Raw genomic sequence first — 17209 nt, forward strand, 5'->3', positions numbered from 1 at the left:
AATTATTAACACGGGTCACAAAAGAATAAAATCCTTGATTTTTCAGTGCAAAAGTTATGGCTTAATTTGCTTGTTGCGGAATCGCTGGGAAGTGGCGAGTTAACTGGCTTTCAAGGAGGTATTCTGTTATAATTATAAAACTAGTTTGCTCCGCTAAAAACAATTCTTCGGAGGGTTAGTATAACGGTAATGCAGCAGTTTACTAAACTGCCATCCGAAAGGATTTACAGGTTCGAATCCTGTACCCTCCGCCATTAACCCGAGTAATGCGGAGAACGTCTTTGTCCTTTTGTCCGGAGATTCCTATTGACACTTGACATAAAATAAGTATAATATAATGTAGGTACTGAGAAATCAGTCCAAGATAACCAATGCTTAGGGGCTCGCTCTGCGAGTCCCTTTTGCTTTATACGCCATTTATTTTTATTTGCTTTTTCCAGCATATGAATTCTTTTATTTTTTGTATGTCGAAGACAATAAGTCCATCAGACTTAAGTTCATTTAATTCCTTTGAAACTTTACCTGACGTTGCAAATAGAATAACTTTTTTCCCTTCGCTTAACAACTTTTTCAAAGGATCATAAAAATCACTATCTCCACTCCATAATACAAATATTTCCGCATTTTGATCATTATAATCCATTAACATATCAATACCAATTTCAACATCAAAATTACATTTCTTTGCTTCTACGGATAATTTTCCCAGTCTGTTTATGTTAGACAATACTGCGTTCAGATATTTTATATTATCTATGTTAAGCTCACCAAGAAGTTGCGGCTTGATAAATTGCTTCAATATTTCCGGTGATTCTCTAGATATGCTTGAAACGTCTATCGAATGATACATAATTTTCACAGGTTTTGTTTTAACAATTAACCCATCCTGTTTAAACTCCCTTATAGAATCTTCAGACTTGATATCGCCTATCAGTGTTCCACAATAAATTGCAATTTTTTTAACTGTATCGAAAGAATCAAGAAATTGCTTAAGTCTTTTTACATCAACATTCCACTGCAACCTATCCTGCCAGTGCAAAACATTGGCAAAGTCAATATAGACATTAACCGGCTTATCAAGTAATTGCTCTAATTCAATTATTCTGTTTTGTTTTAGACCTGCTATTTTTTCTATTCTTTCTGTTTTAGGTGTAAACATATAATTTTACTCCTCAAGCATCCAGTCTTATCTTTCACCCCTGTAAATATTTTACTTAGTTTAATTATTATACATCAATTAAAAACTATTTCAAGTATTTGTTGCGCTAATACCACAGTTCTGCATTTTTTCCGGTGACGACACGGTGATAAAAACAGGACTAAAAGTTCTGAGGCAGATCCGTCTCAAGCGGAAATCGAGCTACAACTAATTGTAGGGTAAATTTTATTTTTTTAATTATGGACACAGTCTGTCACACCCGGGATTTTCTTCGGCATAACGTCATAAAGCTCTAATTTGAATAGTTCTACTTCGTTTTTAGAGTTAATATTAAGATTTCATTGCAGAAAAAGCTTTTTACGACAACGCTACCGCTAATCCGGCGAAAACTATAGCTACAGCATAGAGGAGAAGAACTGCTTGTTTTTGGGAGAGGCCAAAGGCCAGAAGTCTGTGATGAAGATGTTTTTTATCTGCCTGGGAAAGAGGGGTTTGATTCTTCCATCTTCGATAGACGGCAAAAACTATATCGAAGATCGGAACCGTAAGGATAAGCGCGGGAGTAAAGAGTGTAATTGCCGTGACACCTTTAAATGAACCGATGATTGACATTGAGGCCAGCATAAGTCCCAGAAACATCGAGCCGCCGTCACCCATAAAGACTCTGGCGGGATTAAAATTAAATCTCAGGAATCCAAGGACCGAACCGGCAAGAACAATTGAAATTACTGAGATGAAAAAGGAAACTTTACCCGCAATGTAAAAACCTGAACTTGGTGGTTTAAAATACGATACACAAAAGAAGGCTACACAGCCTATAAAAGCAATCCCCCCCGCCAGGCCGTCAATTCCGTCAATAAAATTCATAGAGTTAATTAGAGCTACTATCCAGATTAATGTAATAATGACGGAGATTATAAGCGGAAATTGCAGATACTTATTCCAGAAAGGTATTGTAACTCCCATTATTCTTACGCCAAAATAAATTACAACAAGCGCTACCACCGCCTGTCCCAGAAGCTTTACTTTTGGAGGAAGTCCCCATTTATCATCAACAAGTCCTACGCCGACCAATATTGTACTGCCAATAAAGAGTCCGAGGAGTTTTCCGGCAAGCAAGCCTGAATTTAAACGGAGCGCAGGACCAAAGAGGCCGCTAAACATATTATATACCAGGAGAGTCAGGAAAAAAGCTCCGTAAATACCGACACCGCCCCAGAGAGGTATTAAACTGCGGTGGACTTTTCTATGAGAGGGTTTGTCAACTGCATCATATTTTACTGCCAGCTTCATGACCTGTTTGGTTATCAGAATCCCAAGCAGCGCGCTAAAAATAAACAACGCCCAATACTTGGCGTCTATGTGCATTTAAACCTTGTAAGTTTTATCCCGGCTTCCTTTAATATTTTAAGAGCCAGTTTATCGGGATAATCACCTTCATAAATAACCTCAGTAACCCCCGCATTTATTATCATTTTTGCACAAGTAACACAGGGTTGAGTAGTACAATATAACACCGAATCTTTCATTGAATTACCAAATCTCGCAGCCTGCAAAATAGCATTCTGTTCACCATGCAAACCCCTGCAGATCTCCTGCCTCTGTCCTGAAGGTACTCCCATCTTCTCTCTTAAGCAGCCAACTTCGGTACAATGTCTGACGCCTGAAGGTGTTCCGTTATACCCTGTACTCAGTATCCTTTTTTCCTTAACCACTACCGCGCCCACTTTCCGCCTGGTACAAGTGGAACGGGTAGCAATGAGATGCGCAACCTGCATAAAATACTGATCCCAGCTCGGGCGCTTATGTAAAGTCTTCTTATTCATTTTATCCCCTGTTTTCTTTAACATTTATTCCTTTTAGTAAGATTGCGCCCTAAGTTTGTAAAGTCAGTAAGGTTATAAAGTTTTATACTAAGGTGTTATAATCTATCAACCTCGAGGTTTTAATTAATAAAATGCCACCCCTAAAAATAACCTTATCTCGCTATGTCAACAGATGTTAACATCTATATATCCTACAATATCGAGAAAAGCTTTGCTTACAAACCTTATGAACTTTAAAAACCTTACAAACTGTTTTCGTTATATCTTCACCGGGAATTTTTTACAGAGCTGCTTTACTTTGCCTGCAACTTCTTTATGGACTTTTGGACTCTTAATATTTTTAAGCACTCTATCTATAAGCTCGGCTATTTCAGGCATTTGTCCTTCCTTCATTCCCCTGGTTGTTATCGCAGGGGTCCCTATCCTTATTCCGCTGGTATGCCAGACATTCATAGTGTCATAAGGAATACCATTCTTATTAATCGTAATTCCTGAATCATCCAATACCAGGGCCGCATCTCTTCCCGTAATATTCAGACCACGAAGATCCACAAGCATAAGATGATTATCCGTGCCTCCGGTGACAAGCTTAAAACCCCGCTTTACAAGCTCTGCCGCGAGCACTTTTGCATTTTTCACAACCTGCTGCTGGTATTTTCTGAATTCTGGAGTCATAGCCTGCTTAAAACAGACAGCCTTTGCCGCGATAACATGAACAAGCGGACCTCCCTGAATTCCGGGAAACACTGCTGAGTCAATCTTCTTTGCAAATTCCTTTCTGCTGATGATAAACCCGCCCCTCGGTCCGGAAAGAGTTTTATGTGTGGTACCTGTAACAAAATCCGCGTAAGGAGAGGCATCCGGATGTACTTTACCGGCTATCAGCCCGGCAATGTGCGCAATATCTGCCATAAAATAAGCTCCTGCCTCCGCAGCAATATCTTTAAACTTTTTGAAATCAATTATCCTCGGATAGGCCGAAGCTCCCGCGATTATTAACTTTGGACGGTGTTTCAATGCGAGCTGTCTGATTTCATCGTAATCCAGCAGATTTGTATCCCTGTTTACGCCATAGGAAACAATTTTATAGGTCTTTCCCGATATATTAGCCGGAGCACCGTGTGTTAAATGTCCGCCACAGGACAGATCCATTCCCATAACAACATCACCCGCTTGTAAAACAGCAATGAAAACAGCAAGATTAGCAGAGGAGCCGGAATGCGGCTGAACATTAACATGTTCCGCGTTAAAGAGTTTTTGCATCCGGTCAATCGCCAGTTGTTCTATCTCACTGGCATATTGGCAACCTTCATAAAACTTTTTATACGGATACCCTTCAGCATACTTATTAGTAAGAACAGACCCTTGCGCCGCCATTACAGCCTTACTGGCGTAATTTTCAGAAGCAATCATCTGAAGTTTAGTATTTTCTCTTTTAAACTCCTCTATGATCAACTTTTCCAATACAGGATCTTCTTTCTTTAATACATCGCCAAAATAACCTTTGAACATGCTTTTGCCTCCGGCAAAAAAGTTTTTAAAGTTTATAAAGTTTTTAAGGTTTGTAACGTAAAAGATCTTTTTTCCATTTATTATTCTCAGACCTTATAAACCTTACAAACTTTATGAACCTTACAAACCGTCTTCAATTTTCGTTATTTTATCCAATCTATCCTGATGTCTTCCGCCTTCGAAGGCGGTATTAAGGAACTTCTTAAGTATCTCCAGAGCAAGCCCTTTCCCGACAACACGGCCTCCCATCACCAGAATATTAGCATTATTGTGTTTCCTTGCCATTTCGGCAAGATACAGATCGTTACAGAGCGCAGCGCGTATACCTTTCACCTTATTGGCAGCAATAGACATCCCGAGACCCGTACCGCAAAAGAGTATTCCATAATCTGCTCTCTTCGCCTTTACTTCCCCGGCTACCTTTATTGCATAATCCGGATAGTCAACGCTTTTTTCAGAACTAGCGCCAACATCGTTTACAGAATAACCCATTTTCCCTAATTCCGCTTTGATATATTCCTTAAGCTCAAAAGATGCATGATCACTGCCAAGAACTATCATCATTGTATCCTCACTTTCTTTAGAGTTTTGATAAAATGTGTTTATCCACAGCACTAATAATCATATCCAGACTATCCCTATATTCTTCCAAAGTCAAGCCAATAGGATCAGGCACACTTTTGTCTGCCAGCAGTTCAACTTTATCTTTCACGGAAATAAAATTTAAACCCAAGATCTCCAAATGGTTCCTTGCTAAGGCATATATCTTATCCGCCTCTGCCGCTATTTCCCCGGTTAGTAATCTCGAAACATGAGCAGAAGCATCAATCCCTATCTCTTCCAGAACTGCCAAAGCCCCCTGCGAAGCCGGCATACCGTCAATCGTTGCGACACCTGCCGAACTCACCGTTATGCCGCTGATACCAAGATCATCAAGCTTTGATCTTGTATAGTACTCCGCCATTACACTTCTGCAGGTATTTCCGGTACAAACAAAAAGTATTTTCATTATTCACAAATCCCGGGGACAATTTCTTCAAGCTGCTTCTTTTTAATAACTCCCTGTCTGAATATTGAGGGATGATCTCCGGTTACATCCACAATAGTGGAAACCCCGGGGGATTTCTTAATATCTCCCTCCAGTATATAGTCAAGCTCACTACCCAGTTCACGCTCCACATCCGCCGCATTAGTCAGGTCTTTCTTTCCCGATATATTCGCGCTTGTTACCGCAAGCGGCTCTTTAACTTTTTTCAATATTTCCATAACTATTTTATTATCCGGCATTCTCACACCGATAGTATCCAGACCTGCGGTAACGCCCTGAGATAAGTTTTCTCCCGCAGAAAATATTATAGTAAGCGCGCCCGGCCAGAACTTCTCCATAAGGTCAATTCCAAAAGGCGGCAATTCTTCGACAAAATCTTCAACATCATGAGGATCTTTTACAAAGATAATAAGAGGTTTATTCTTAGGTCTTTTCTTAATGCTGTATATTTTCTCTATAGCAGAAGGAATTTTCATCATAGCGGCAATGCCATAGACAGTATCCGTAGGAATAGCTGCCACTTTCCCTGCTTTAAGTTCCGCCGCAAGAAAATCAAGCTGATCGACTTTCAATATTTTTCCGGAAGCACCATATTCCATTTTACCTTCTCTGTTCTTCTAAATATTTTTTAAAGCCTTTCACTTTTAATTTTGCGGATTTTTTTAAAATGCCGTCATACATCTCTTTCCTGTAGGTCTTAAGGAAAGCTTTTAATCTTTTATCTGAAATCGCTAATATCTCTACGGCAAGTATAGCCGCATTAAGAGCACCCGGTTTTCCTATCGCTACCGTCGCAACAGGAATACCCCCCGGCATCTGAACAATAGAATAGAGAGCATCAGCCCCCTTTAAAGCTGAGCTGTCTATAGGAATACCAATAACAGGTACGGTAGTTTCAGCAGCTACAACCCCGGGGAGAGCCGCCGCCATTCCGGCCGCCGCAATAAATACTTTAGTCCCGCTTTTTTCTTTTGCTCTGATTGTTTTTTGAAGAAAAGGAAGAGCCCTGTGAGCGCTCGCAATAATAATGTCATAGGAAACCCCCGCCTTTTCAAGCAGATTAACCCCGCCTTCCAGAACAGAAAGGTCAGAATCACTCCCAAGAATTATAGTAACCAGCTCTTTTTTCATATCCTACCCCCAAAAATAATGCATCAATATTACAAAGCAATTTTACCAGATACAGGCTCGAAATCCAAGTAAGAAATACATAAATTCAATTAATTCTGATAAAATCAGAAATTTAAGGAGTATTTCGAGCTGATGACACAGATTAAACTGAGATATCACAGATAAAATCAAGAAAATATTTTCTTATACATTATGAACCTTATTAACTTGCTGCTGCGCGGCGTTTCACTGCTTCTGCGCTTACTTTTCCTGTGGCAGGGTCTATATCTTTGAGTTTTACGGAGACTACGGTGGATACGCCCTTCTCCAGCTGTGTAATACCGTATAGGGTATCCGCGCACTCCATGGTGAGTTTATTATGTGTGATGATTATAAATTGTACATTACTAAAAGTTTCTTTGAGCATATCCCTGAACCTGAGAACATTGGAATCATCAAGAGGAGCATCAATTTCATCAAGAATACAGAAAGGTGACGGCTTTACCATAAATACGGCAAAAAGAAGACCAATCGCAGTCATTGCTCTTTCACCGCCTGAAAGCATTGCTACTGAAAGCGGACGTTTGCCGGGAGGCCTTGCTATAATTTCTATTCCTGTTTCCAAAATATTACTCTCGTCCATCAGCTGTAAGTCACCGTGTCCGCCGTTAAAGAGCTTTCTGAAGACCTCATTAAAATTAGCTTTTATCTTAGTAAAAGTTTCCATGAAGAGTTCTTTCGTCGTCTGATTAAGCTCCTGAATAACCTTTAAGAGTTCGTTTTTAGCGTCTACAAGGTCTTTCTCCTGCCCTGAAAGGAAGTTAAACCGTACGGTCAACTCCTGGTATTCATCCATGGAAGCCAGATTAACGGAACCCATCTCCTCTATCGCCACCCTTAACTCTGTAATCTTAATATCTGCAGCTTCCACTGTCAAACTATTATCTTTTATATAATCCTTTTCGAGAGCAAGCTGCGAAACATCTACATGATAATCCCTGACAACCCTGTCCTTCACGGCTTTGGATTCCAAATCCTGTTTGTTTATTTCAATTTCCAATTCAAATAACTGCTTTTGCTTGACCTCATAATCTTTCCTATAAGTTCTAAGCTGTTCTTCATCTTTATAAAAGGAATCCCTGATTTTGTCATTATTTACTTTTTCATCCGCCAGCAGCTTTTCAAGAGAATCCTTTTTCGGCGCAATCTCTTTAAGGAAGGACTGCAGGGCGGCAACTTCTTTATCAAGCCCTGACAGCTGGCCTGCTTTATTCTCTGATTCTTTAAAATAGGACGTTTTGTTCACTTCCAGTTCATCAATATTCAAACCCATACGTGAAAGTTCATTCTTTAGGTTAATCTCACGCTGTTCGAGGAAAGTTAACCTTACTTTTCTGTCAGTAAAATTTTCATTTTCTGTCTGTTCGTCTTTTCTGGCGGCCAAAACCTCAGATTCAAGCGCTTTTATTTTTTCTTCCTTTTCCTTTTGCGTTTCTGCAGAAGCTCCGCTCTTTCCGGCCAGCTCATCTTTTCTTATACTCAGAGCAGATTCTTCTTTAGTCAATTCCGAAAGCTCTGACTCCATTACTTTAACCTCTCGCTCCACTCTTACAAGTTCTTCGGTTAAAGACTGCTCTTCCTGCTTTTTTGCTACAGTACCTTTAACATCCTGAAGTATTTTGAAAAGAGGCTTTACTTTTTTCACATACGAGCCCCATTGCTCGCGGAGGGATCTAATAATGATTTTCACACTGCTTAATTCTTTCTCTTTTTCAGCACGGTCAAAATCACCCGATATAGAGATACCTATAGTCTCTATGGTTTTTACTTCCTCTGCCGTATATTCATACACCTCTGCAGAAGTTCTAAGCTTTTTATTCCCGCCTATATCAGCAAGCTCCGTTTTAAGTTCAGAGAGCCTCTTATCTCCGGTTTTTTTTCTTACGACTAATTCCTGTTTCTTTCTTTCAAGTTTTTCTTTTGCAAATCTTAATTCATTCAACCTGTTTTCAGCAGTTTTAAGTTCATTCTTAAGATGCACAGCTTCATTCATTACGTCAAATATCTGAACCCGGAGTTCTTCAAGCTGTTTTTCATTCTGGCGGTGTTTTTCACGCAATTTCTTCGCAGTATCCGCCTGTTTTCCGATATTCTCTTTCTCGTCAGTAAGACCCTTTACGGTCTCATCATATTCTTTCTTTGCATTTCCTATCTGGCCGACAATACCTTCATTCTTCTTATCAATCTCTTCCAACTTGCCTTTTATCTGTTCAATCTCACGGGTCAAAGAATTCTTACGGTCTTCCAGCAGATTGATTTTATTAAAGACATTATTAATCTCATTGGAAACCTTGTAGTATTCTTCCTGCCTTACAGTAAGTTTTTTCTCTTCTTCAAGGAGATTCTTCCTGCCTTCCTGCAGGCGGACTTCCTCGCTGGTGACACTATTCTGAGTGGTATCAATATCATTTTTAAGATTATTCTTTTTGTTATCGAGAGCGTCTATTTCATTTCTAAAATTATCATAACGGTATTTTGCAACCGTTACTTCGGCGTCTTTAAGCTCTGCAGCAAGTTTTTTATATTTTTCAGCTTTCTTTGCATGTCTTTCCAGACTGTTTATCTGGCGTTTCACTTCCCCGAGAACGTCCTTAATCCTTTGAAGGTTCTGATCCGTCTGGTCAAGTTTTTTAAGCGCTTCTTCTTTTCTCGCTTTGTATTTTGAAACTCCCGCAGCTTCCTCAAAGATATATCTTCGTTCTAGGGGCTTAGAGGAAAGTATCGCATCCATCTTCCCCTGTTCAAGAATAAAATAAGTATCCGTGCCCACTCCGGAATCCAGGAACATATTAGTAATATCTTTCATTCTGCACGGATTTTTATTTATGAAATATTCACAATCGGAATTACGGAAAATCTGACGGGTAATTTTCAACTCTTCAAAATCAAAAGCAAGCTGTCCCTTAAAATCAGAGAACACCAGCGAAACTTCACCCATGCCAAGAGGTTTTCTTCCTTCTGTTCCGTTAAATATCACATTATCCATAGAAGGACTGCGCAACGATTTTACACTCTGCTCTCCGAGCGCCCATCTTATGGAATCAACAATGTTTGATTTACCGGCTCCGTTCGGACCGACAATACAAGTAATACCCGGTTCAAAGACAACATCAGTCTTATCCGCAAATGACTTAAAACCGTATAGCTGTAGTTTTTTTAGTAACAACTAATTCTCCTCAACCGTTAAAACGTTACACGTTATCACGTTACTAACGTTCTACACTAATGTTGTATTATTTTTATCAATAACTCCTATATGTAAACCTAGAACCTAGCACCCAGGCCTTCTATTCAAGCAGTTGTGGTCTATTTCATTCTAACCGCTACATATAGTATAATGATTTACTCAGGTTTGTCAAGGAGAAATGGAGCATTTTTGCAAGTTTTTCAAACATTTTTATGTACTTTAAGTATTTTCGTTAAGTTATGCTATAACAGGTTACTTTTTAACCGCTGCAAATGCAAAATAATCAAGCATCTTTGTTTTTTCCAGGATATTAGCGGTAAGTTTTTGCGCAAGATTCAGTTTTTTGGAATTTTGACGGATACTTGACCAGTATTCAATCTCAACTACTTTAAACCCCGCCAGGTCAGACATCTGTCGAAGAGTATTTTTAGTGAAAAGAACAATATGATACGGAAGACCAAAATGTCCGTACTTCCTATCCTCATTTTTTACTAGAGCCGTTAGATTTTTATACCGGCTGCTTAATCCGTTTATATTAGGGACATATCCAAAAAGCACCCCATCCTGTTTTAAAAGTTTATTAGCTTCTTTCAATACTTGAAGAGGATTAACAACATGCTCCAATACACTCCAGAGAGTAACAACATCATATTCCGCCGTTTTGAGTTTAAGCTCTTCAACCTTTCCGTTTTTAATATCCATGCCATATCTACTTTTTGCATTAGCAACAGCTTTCATTGATAAATCGGTACCTGTAACATTAAAACCGTTGTTAGCTGCAGCATAAGCAAATTGACCGCCGCCGATACCTATATCCAGCAATTTTCCGGTCAACTTATATTTTTTCACGAGATTTAGTTGTGCTACGCCCCCTCCATAAAATTCATTTTCAAGAAAGGTCTTATAGTCAATTTTCCCGGATATTTCACCGTGAATGGAACCTTCCCCGTCATAAAGTTTTTTCAGGCTCTCTTCCGAATACCTTGGATTAACATAAACAAGACCGCAATTCCTGCATTTCACTATTTTCTGACCGTCTTTTCGCGAGGCCATTATTTTGTAATCATCCCGGTCACAAAGCGGGCAATTGATATATTCCAGATGCATAATTCAGTCCTTTAGAAATAGTCTATAACGTCCACAAGGTCCATAACAGTCTATGAACCTCTGCGGACTTACGTCCGGAGTTTCGGCGAATGGAATTCAATTTATTATTCATGCCGCAGAAAACCACGGAGTTCCCTCCGTGGTTTTCTGCGGCATACTCGCCATAAAAGTGACATTATTACAGTCAGTAATAATGTCATCCCGGACTAGGATCCGGGATCCAGTGTCTTTAATTTTGCCCGCCAGTCGATGGAGGGTCTTAGTTGCCCCGCCAACGATTTATGGAAAAAAGTGTATTGAAATCCTTTACTTTTTATTCGCGTTTGTTCTGAGATACTCTTCTATAAAAACATCTATTTCTCCGTCCATTACGGAAATCGTATTTGTAACCTCAAATCCCGTCCTGTTATCTTTAACCAGACGGTACGGTTGAAAGACGTAAGATCTTATCTGACTTCCCCATTCTATATCTTTCTTCTCCCCCTGAACCAGTTTCATCTCTTCTTTACGTTTATTTCCGTAGAACTCATAAAGACGGGCTTTAAGAACTTTATATGCCATTGTTTTATTTTTCATCTGACTTCTTTCAGACTGGCAGGTCACAACTATTCCTGAAGCATAGTGAGTAAGGCGGATTGCAGATTCGGTACGGTTTATATGCTGTCCCCCTGCACCTGAAGCACGATAGGTATCTATTCTTATCTCCTCATCAGCAATATTAACCTCTACATCATCGACTTCCGGCATTACATCCACAGAAGCAAAAGAAGTATGGCGTCTTTTATTGGAATCAAAAGGGGATATCCGGACAAGACGGTGCACACCTTTTTCTGATTTAAGAAAACCATAAACATTCGTACCTGAGAGAAAAAGGGTGACATCCTTAAGTCCTGCTTCTTCACCGGGCTGATAGTCTACCATTTCCACGGAGAACCCTTTCCTTTCCGCCCACCTATTATACATTCTCAGAAGCATTGAAGCCCAATCCTGAGATTCGGTACCGCCGGCTCCGGGATGAATGGAAAGAAACGCGTTATGAGTGTCGTATTTATCCGTAAAGTAGAGTTTAAGCTCTTCCGTACGGAGATCTTTTTTCAGCTGATTAAGCTGTTCAACAATTTCTTTTATAAGTTCAGGGTCTTCCCCGTGCTTAATGAGTTCCAACCCTGCTACTACATCATCAGCTTTCGAATTTAATAAATTCCAATTATCAAGTTCTTTCTTATTATCATCGCGCTCTTTCATCAGCTTCTGCGCTTTTTCATTATCATTCCAGAAACCGGAGCTGCCCGACAAGTTATCGAGTTCCGCAATCCTTAACTGTTTTTTAGACAGGTCAAAGATGCCTCCAAAGCTCTGAAATTTTTGCTTTTATTTCTATTATTTCTTCTTTTGGTTCAGGCATTATTCACATCCTTCAACGAGAATACGTACTTTATCCGGTAGTACTTCAACAAACCCTTCCCCTACATTTATCTCTTTTTCCTCATTCCCGTGTTTATATTTCACTTTTCCTTTTTTTAATACAGCCAACATAGGAGCATGATTCTTCAACACCCCAAAACTCCCCACAAGCGAAGGCGCTTCAAGAGACTCAACTTCACCGGTAAAAAACATTTTATCAGGCGTCAATATTTCAAGTATGAACGACTTTGTATTGCTCATTTATGAAACTCCATATTCCTTGCTAGTACCTCTTTTGCAAGCATGTGATATCACTCCCGCCAGTTATTTAGGGCGGGTCTTTCGAAGAGATTAAAAGTGCTAATTACGCTGATACAATACTTGATTTCGGAAATCACACCCTGCTTCTTTTTTATCTCTTTATATTCTTAGTGCTTGTTTCGAATTTAGAATTTAGAATTTAGTAATTAGAATTTGCATTATCTTTACTTCATCTTCTCGGATTTTTCAACAGCCTCTTCTATCGTCCCGACCATATAAAAAGCCTGTTCGGGAAGGTCATCATGTTTACCCTCAATTATCTCGTTAAAACCCTTAATTGTATCTTTTATCGGAACATACTTTCCGGCCATACCGGTAAAGGCTTCGGCTACAAACATAGGTTGGGAAAGGAATTTCTGAACTTTCCTCGCCCGGTTAACGGTCTGTTTGTCTTCCTCCGAGAGTTCATCAATACCAAGAATTGCGATAATATCCTGAAGGTCTTTGTATCTTTGAAGTATCTTCTGCACTCCGCGCGCTGCAGCATAATGCTCTTTCCCTACAACTTCCTCCGAAAGAATTTTCGACGTGGAATCCAGGGGATCAACGGCAGGATAAATACCGATATCTACGATCTGCCTTGAAAGCACCGTCGTAGCGTCAAGATGCGAAAAGGAAGTTGCAGGCGCCGGATCTGTCAGGTCATCAGCAGGAACATATATTGCCTGAACTGAAGTAATCGAACCTTTTTTTGTGGAGGTGATTCGCTCCTGAAGCGCACCCATCTCAGAACTTAAAGTAGGCTGATATCCTACAGCGGAAGGCATACGTCCGAGTAATGCGGAAACTTCAGAACCGGCCTGAACAAACCGGAAAATATTATCAATGAACAGCAGAACATCCTGACCCTCTTCATCACGGAAATACTCTGCCATAGTAAGCCCTGAAAGAGCTATTCTTAATCTTGCACCCGGCGGCTCGTTCATCTGACCGAAAACCATAGCTGTCTTATCTATAACCCCGGATTCCTTCATGGAAAGCCAGAGGTCATTCCCTTCTCTAGTACGTTCACCGACTCCGGCAAATACCGAAAACCCGCCGTGTTGAGTTGCAATATTTCTGATTAATTCCATAATGATAACTGTCTTACCTACACCCGCACCGCCGAATAATCCGATCTTTCCGCCCTTCGGATATGGAGCTAAAAGATCCACAACCTTAAGTCCTGTTTCAAGCATAGAAACCGTTGTGTCCTGCTCTTCAAAAGACGGAGGCTCCCGATGAATCGGATTAAACTTTTTCGCTTTGGCATCCCCCATATTGTCAATCGGCTCACCAAGTATATTAAACATTCTGCCCAGCGTCTCCCGTCCCACAGGTACAGAGATAACCTTTCCGGTATTAATAACCTTTGAACCTTTTTTAAGCCCGTCAGTTGAAGACATAGCCACTGCCCTTACGGTATTATCTCCAAGATGCTGCTGTACTTCCGCAACAATCTCCATCTTGCCGTAATCTCCCGGAGTGTCACGTTGAATACGGATAGCCGTATAGATCCCAGGCAAATCCCCCGAAGGAAATTCCACATCTACGACAACCCCAATAATCTGTGATACAAATCCTGTGTTTGAGTCTTCCATAAGTTCTCCCTTTACAAGATAATAACTAAGTACTAATGACTACTGACTATTTATTGAGTTATATCTATTAAATATGGCAAAATTTTTTCCGCCTACCTTAAATAGTCATTAGTCACTAGTAATTAGTACTTTCTTTTAACTTACTGCCGCTGCTCCGCCTACTAAATCACTTAATTCTTTCGTAATACTTGCCTGCCTGGTTTGATTATATACCAGGGTCAATTTTTTTATTATATCATCCGCATTTGTAGTCGCCTGCTCCATTGAAGTCATACGCAATCCCTGTTCAGAAGCATTCGATTCAAGAAGTATTCCGTAAAATACGACACCTAAATATTTAGGCAATAACCTCTCCAGAAGCGTCTCAACATTCGGTTCAAATATAAATTCAGATTTCACTCCTGATACCCCATCAATAGAAACAGGCAGTAATAGGAAATTTTTCGTTTTAGCCTGAGTCACAATTTTAAATTCATTGAATAATACATTGACACTCCGGTACTTTTTCGCTTTATAATCTCTCAAAATATCATTAATAATCCCTACAACACCCGCATAATTCAGATTATTCATGACTGCCGAGTAATGTCGCAATGATTTAAATCCGCGATGCGTCAGGTAATCCCTTCCTTTTTTTCCGACAGTAATAATATCCACAGGATTAGGACAGGTCTTGAGATATTTTAAACAACCTTTCAAAAGAGTACTGTTAAAACTCCCGCAAAGTCCTTTATCGGAGGTTATTACGACCAGCATTTCCTTTTCAGCTTTTTCAGGGGCGGTAAAACATACATTATTATAACTATCAGGTTTTTTCGAGACGAGATCCTTCATAAGCATTTCCATATCAAGCTTATAGGGTCTGTTTGATATAAGATTCTGATGCGCCTTTCTATACCTGACAGCCGCAACCATCTTCATAGCTTTAGTGATCTGCTGGGTCTTTTTTATGCTCGCAATACGTTTGCGTATTTCACGTGTATTCATTTCAACGGTCCATGTCCTTTTTTGAATATATTTGTTAAACTGGGTACAAGTTTATACTCGACGGCACACATGTGATATCGCTGATTCTAAAAACTGATTTCGCTGATGTATTTATATCAACGTAATCTACCGGACACCATACTTCTACTTCATGCTTTCCAGATATTACTTTGTTATCTTAATATATCTTTATTGCCATTCTTCTTTTCATGCCATCAGGTGATATCGCCGATTCTAAAAACTGATTTCGCTGATATTTCCATCAGAACAATATTTTGTATCCATTTCTTCTTATCAGCATCATCCTCTTTTAATCAGAGTAATCTACCAGACCCCGTATTTCGATCACTCCCATTCGATTGTTGACGGCGGCTTACTGCTAATATCATAAACAACTCTGTTAACACCCCTTACTTCATTAACAATCCTGTTTGATATAATATTCAATACTTCATAGGGAAGTTTTACCCAATCTGCCGTCATACCGTCCTGGCTTTCTACTGCGCGGAGGGCTATTACATTCTCATAAGTTCTTTCATCTCCCATAACACCTACGGTTTTAACCGGAAGAAGAACCCCGAAGGATTGCCAGATAGTTCGATACAAGCCTGCTTTTTTTATTTCTTCCGTGATAATATGATCAGCATTTTTAAGTATCTCCACATTCTCTTTAGTAACTTCACCAAGTATTCTTACAGCAAGTCCCGGACCCGGGAAAGGTTGACGCCAGAGAATTTCATCCGGTATTCTAAGCTCTTTTCCTAATACTCTTACTTCATCTTTAAAAAGCTCTCTTAGCGGCTCTATGAGTTTAAACTTAAGGTCTTTTGGCAGACCGCCGACATTATGATGAGATTTTATAACAGCAGACGGGCCTTTTGTAGAAACGCTCTCAATAACATCCGGATAGAGTGTACCTTGCGCGAGAAATTCCATTCCACCAAGATCTCCCAGCCTTTTAGCTTCTTCTTCAAACACCCGTATAAATTCTCCGCCGATAATCTTTCTTTTTTCTTCGGGATTGGTTATTCCTTTAAGTTTTTTTAGAAACCTTTCAGAGGCGTCAACATAATGCAAGTTCAATTTAAATCCGTCCCTAAAAGTCTTCAATACCTCATTTTCCTCATTCTTTCGAAGTACTCCGTTATTGACAAAAACACAGTGAAGATTATCCCCGATAGCTTTATGTATAAGCACTGCCGCCACGGAAGAATCCACACCGCCGGAAAGCCCGCATAAAACCTTTTTATCTCCCACCAGTTTCTTGACATTATCCATGGCATCTTTTATATAGGCCTTCATAGTCCAGTCACCTGTACAGCCGCAGATTTTTACGAGGAAATTCCTTATAATATCCTTACCATTTTGAGTATGAACCACTTCAGGGTGGAATTGCACGCCAAATATCTTTTTATGCCGGTTTCTCACGGCTCCAAACGGACAGGTCATAGTATAGGCAATAGGTTCAAAACCGGGAGGAAGTTTTGTAACCTGATCTCCATGGGACATCCAAACATCCAATGTAGACCTTAAGTTCCACAAAAGATCAGAAAAATCCTTAATTAACAGCTTTGACAAACCATACTCTCTTTTGTCAGCTTTTGTAACCTTACCGCCTAAAGTATGTGAGATTAATTGCATTCCGTAGCATATACCAAGTATCGGGACACCTAAATCAAATATTTCCTTATCCATCTTGGGTGCCCCCTCAGCATAAACACTGGCGGGTCCTCCTGAAAGTATAATTCCTTTTAGTTTTTTGCTCTTTTTCAACTGTTCGGCGGTTGTAGTGGGCGGCAGTATTTCACAATAGACATTATTCTCCCTTACACGCCTTGCTATCAGCTGGTTATACTGGGAACCATAATCAAGTATAGCTATAAACTCTTTTGTATACGCTTCTTGCAT

Annotated in this window: 15 protein-coding genes and 1 tRNA gene; 1 reads left to right on the forward strand and 15 read right to left on the reverse strand. The window is 39.8% G+C overall.

Features of this window, described 5'->3' with window-relative positions; genetic code table 11:
• The first annotated feature begins 169 nt into the window (after nt 1-169).
• Nucleotides 170-254: transfer RNA gene (locus A2536_04175), tRNA-Ser, on the forward strand.
• A gap of 152 nt (nt 255-406) precedes the next feature.
• Here A2536_04175 and A2536_04180 read toward each other — a convergent pair.
• From A2536_04180 to A2536_04250, 15 genes are all read right to left on the reverse strand, one after another.
• The gene (locus A2536_04180) at nt 407-1159 is read right to left on the reverse strand and encodes a hypothetical protein (GenBank protein ID OGF47174.1); all 753 of its coding nucleotides are present in this window, start codon (nt 1157-1159) and stop codon (nt 407-409) included.
• Between the two features lie 357 nt (nt 1160-1516).
• Nucleotides 1517-2527, reverse strand: a complete 1011-nt coding sequence (locus A2536_04185; GenBank protein OGF47175.1) for a hypothetical protein — start codon at nt 2525-2527, stop codon at nt 1517-1519.
• The gene (locus tag A2536_04190; protein ID OGF47203.1) at nt 2518-2985 is read right to left on the reverse strand and encodes a cytidine deaminase; all 468 of its coding nucleotides are present in this window, start codon (nt 2983-2985) and stop codon (nt 2518-2520) included. The genes A2536_04185 and A2536_04190 overlap by 10 nt, the downstream gene beginning before the upstream one ends.
• Nucleotides 2986-3243: 258 nt before the next feature.
• The gene (locus tag A2536_04195; GenBank protein ID OGF47176.1) at nt 3244-4497 is read right to left on the reverse strand and encodes a serine hydroxymethyltransferase; all 1254 of its coding nucleotides are present in this window, start codon (nt 4495-4497) and stop codon (nt 3244-3246) included.
• 120 nt (nt 4498-4617) lie between these two features.
• On the reverse strand, nt 4618-5061 hold the full coding sequence (locus A2536_04200) for a ribose 5-phosphate isomerase B (protein OGF47177.1): 444 nt from the start codon (nt 5059-5061) through the stop codon (nt 4618-4620).
• Nucleotides 5062-5077: 16 nt separating this feature from the next.
• Nucleotides 5078-5506 carry a hypothetical protein gene (locus A2536_04205; protein OGF47178.1) on the reverse strand — a complete coding sequence of 143 codons (429 nt, stop codon included), beginning with the start codon at nt 5504-5506 and terminating at the stop codon, nt 5078-5080.
• Nucleotides 5506-6144 (reverse strand): threonylcarbamoyl-AMP synthase, encoded by a 639-nt coding sequence (locus A2536_04210; GenBank protein ID OGF47179.1) that lies wholly within the window; start codon nt 6142-6144, stop codon nt 5506-5508. Before A2536_04210 ends, A2536_04205 begins: the two co-directional genes overlap by 1 nt.
• Nucleotide 6145: 1 nt before the next feature.
• Nucleotides 6146-6676: a 5-(carboxyamino)imidazole ribonucleotide mutase gene (locus A2536_04215; GenBank protein ID OGF47180.1), complete on the reverse strand. Its 531-nt coding sequence runs from the start codon at nt 6674-6676 to the stop codon at nt 6146-6148.
• Nucleotides 6677-6878: 202 nt separating this feature from the next.
• Nucleotides 6879-9881, reverse strand: a complete 3003-nt coding sequence (locus tag A2536_04220) for a hypothetical protein (GenBank protein OGF47181.1) — start codon at nt 9879-9881, stop codon at nt 6879-6881.
• Between the two features lie 273 nt (nt 9882-10154).
• Nucleotides 10155-11009 carry a hypothetical protein gene (locus A2536_04225; protein OGF47182.1) on the reverse strand — a complete coding sequence of 285 codons (855 nt, stop codon included), beginning with the start codon at nt 11007-11009 and terminating at the stop codon, nt 10155-10157.
• A gap of 306 nt (nt 11010-11315) precedes the next feature.
• On the reverse strand, nt 11316-12254 hold the full coding sequence (locus A2536_04230; GenBank protein ID OGF47204.1) for a peptide chain release factor 2: 939 nt from the start codon (nt 12252-12254) through the stop codon (nt 11316-11318).
• Between the two features lie 159 nt (nt 12255-12413).
• Entirely contained in the window at nt 12414-12674 is a 261-nt protein-coding gene (locus A2536_04235) for an ATP synthase F1 subunit epsilon (GenBank protein ID OGF47183.1), read from the reverse strand.
• Between the two features lie 224 nt (nt 12675-12898).
• Entirely contained in the window at nt 12899-14314 is a 1416-nt protein-coding gene (locus A2536_04240) for a F0F1 ATP synthase subunit beta (GenBank protein OGF47184.1), read from the reverse strand.
• A gap of 135 nt (nt 14315-14449) precedes the next feature.
• Nucleotides 14450-15301 carry an ATP synthase F1 subunit gamma gene (locus tag A2536_04245; protein ID OGF47185.1) on the reverse strand — a complete coding sequence of 284 codons (852 nt, stop codon included), beginning with the start codon at nt 15299-15301 and terminating at the stop codon, nt 14450-14452.
• Nucleotides 15302-15646: 345 nt separating this feature from the next.
• Nucleotides 15647-17209 carry a glutamine-hydrolyzing GMP synthase gene (locus A2536_04250; GenBank protein OGF47186.1) on the reverse strand — a complete coding sequence of 521 codons (1563 nt, stop codon included), beginning with the start codon at nt 17207-17209 and terminating at the stop codon, nt 15647-15649.

This window comes from Candidatus Firestonebacteria bacterium RIFOXYD2_FULL_39_29 (genome assembly GCA_001778375.1).
In the GTDB taxonomy this organism is placed as follows: domain Bacteria; phylum Oederibacteriota; class D2-FULL-39-29; order D2-FULL-39-29; family D2-FULL-39-29; genus D2-FULL-39-29.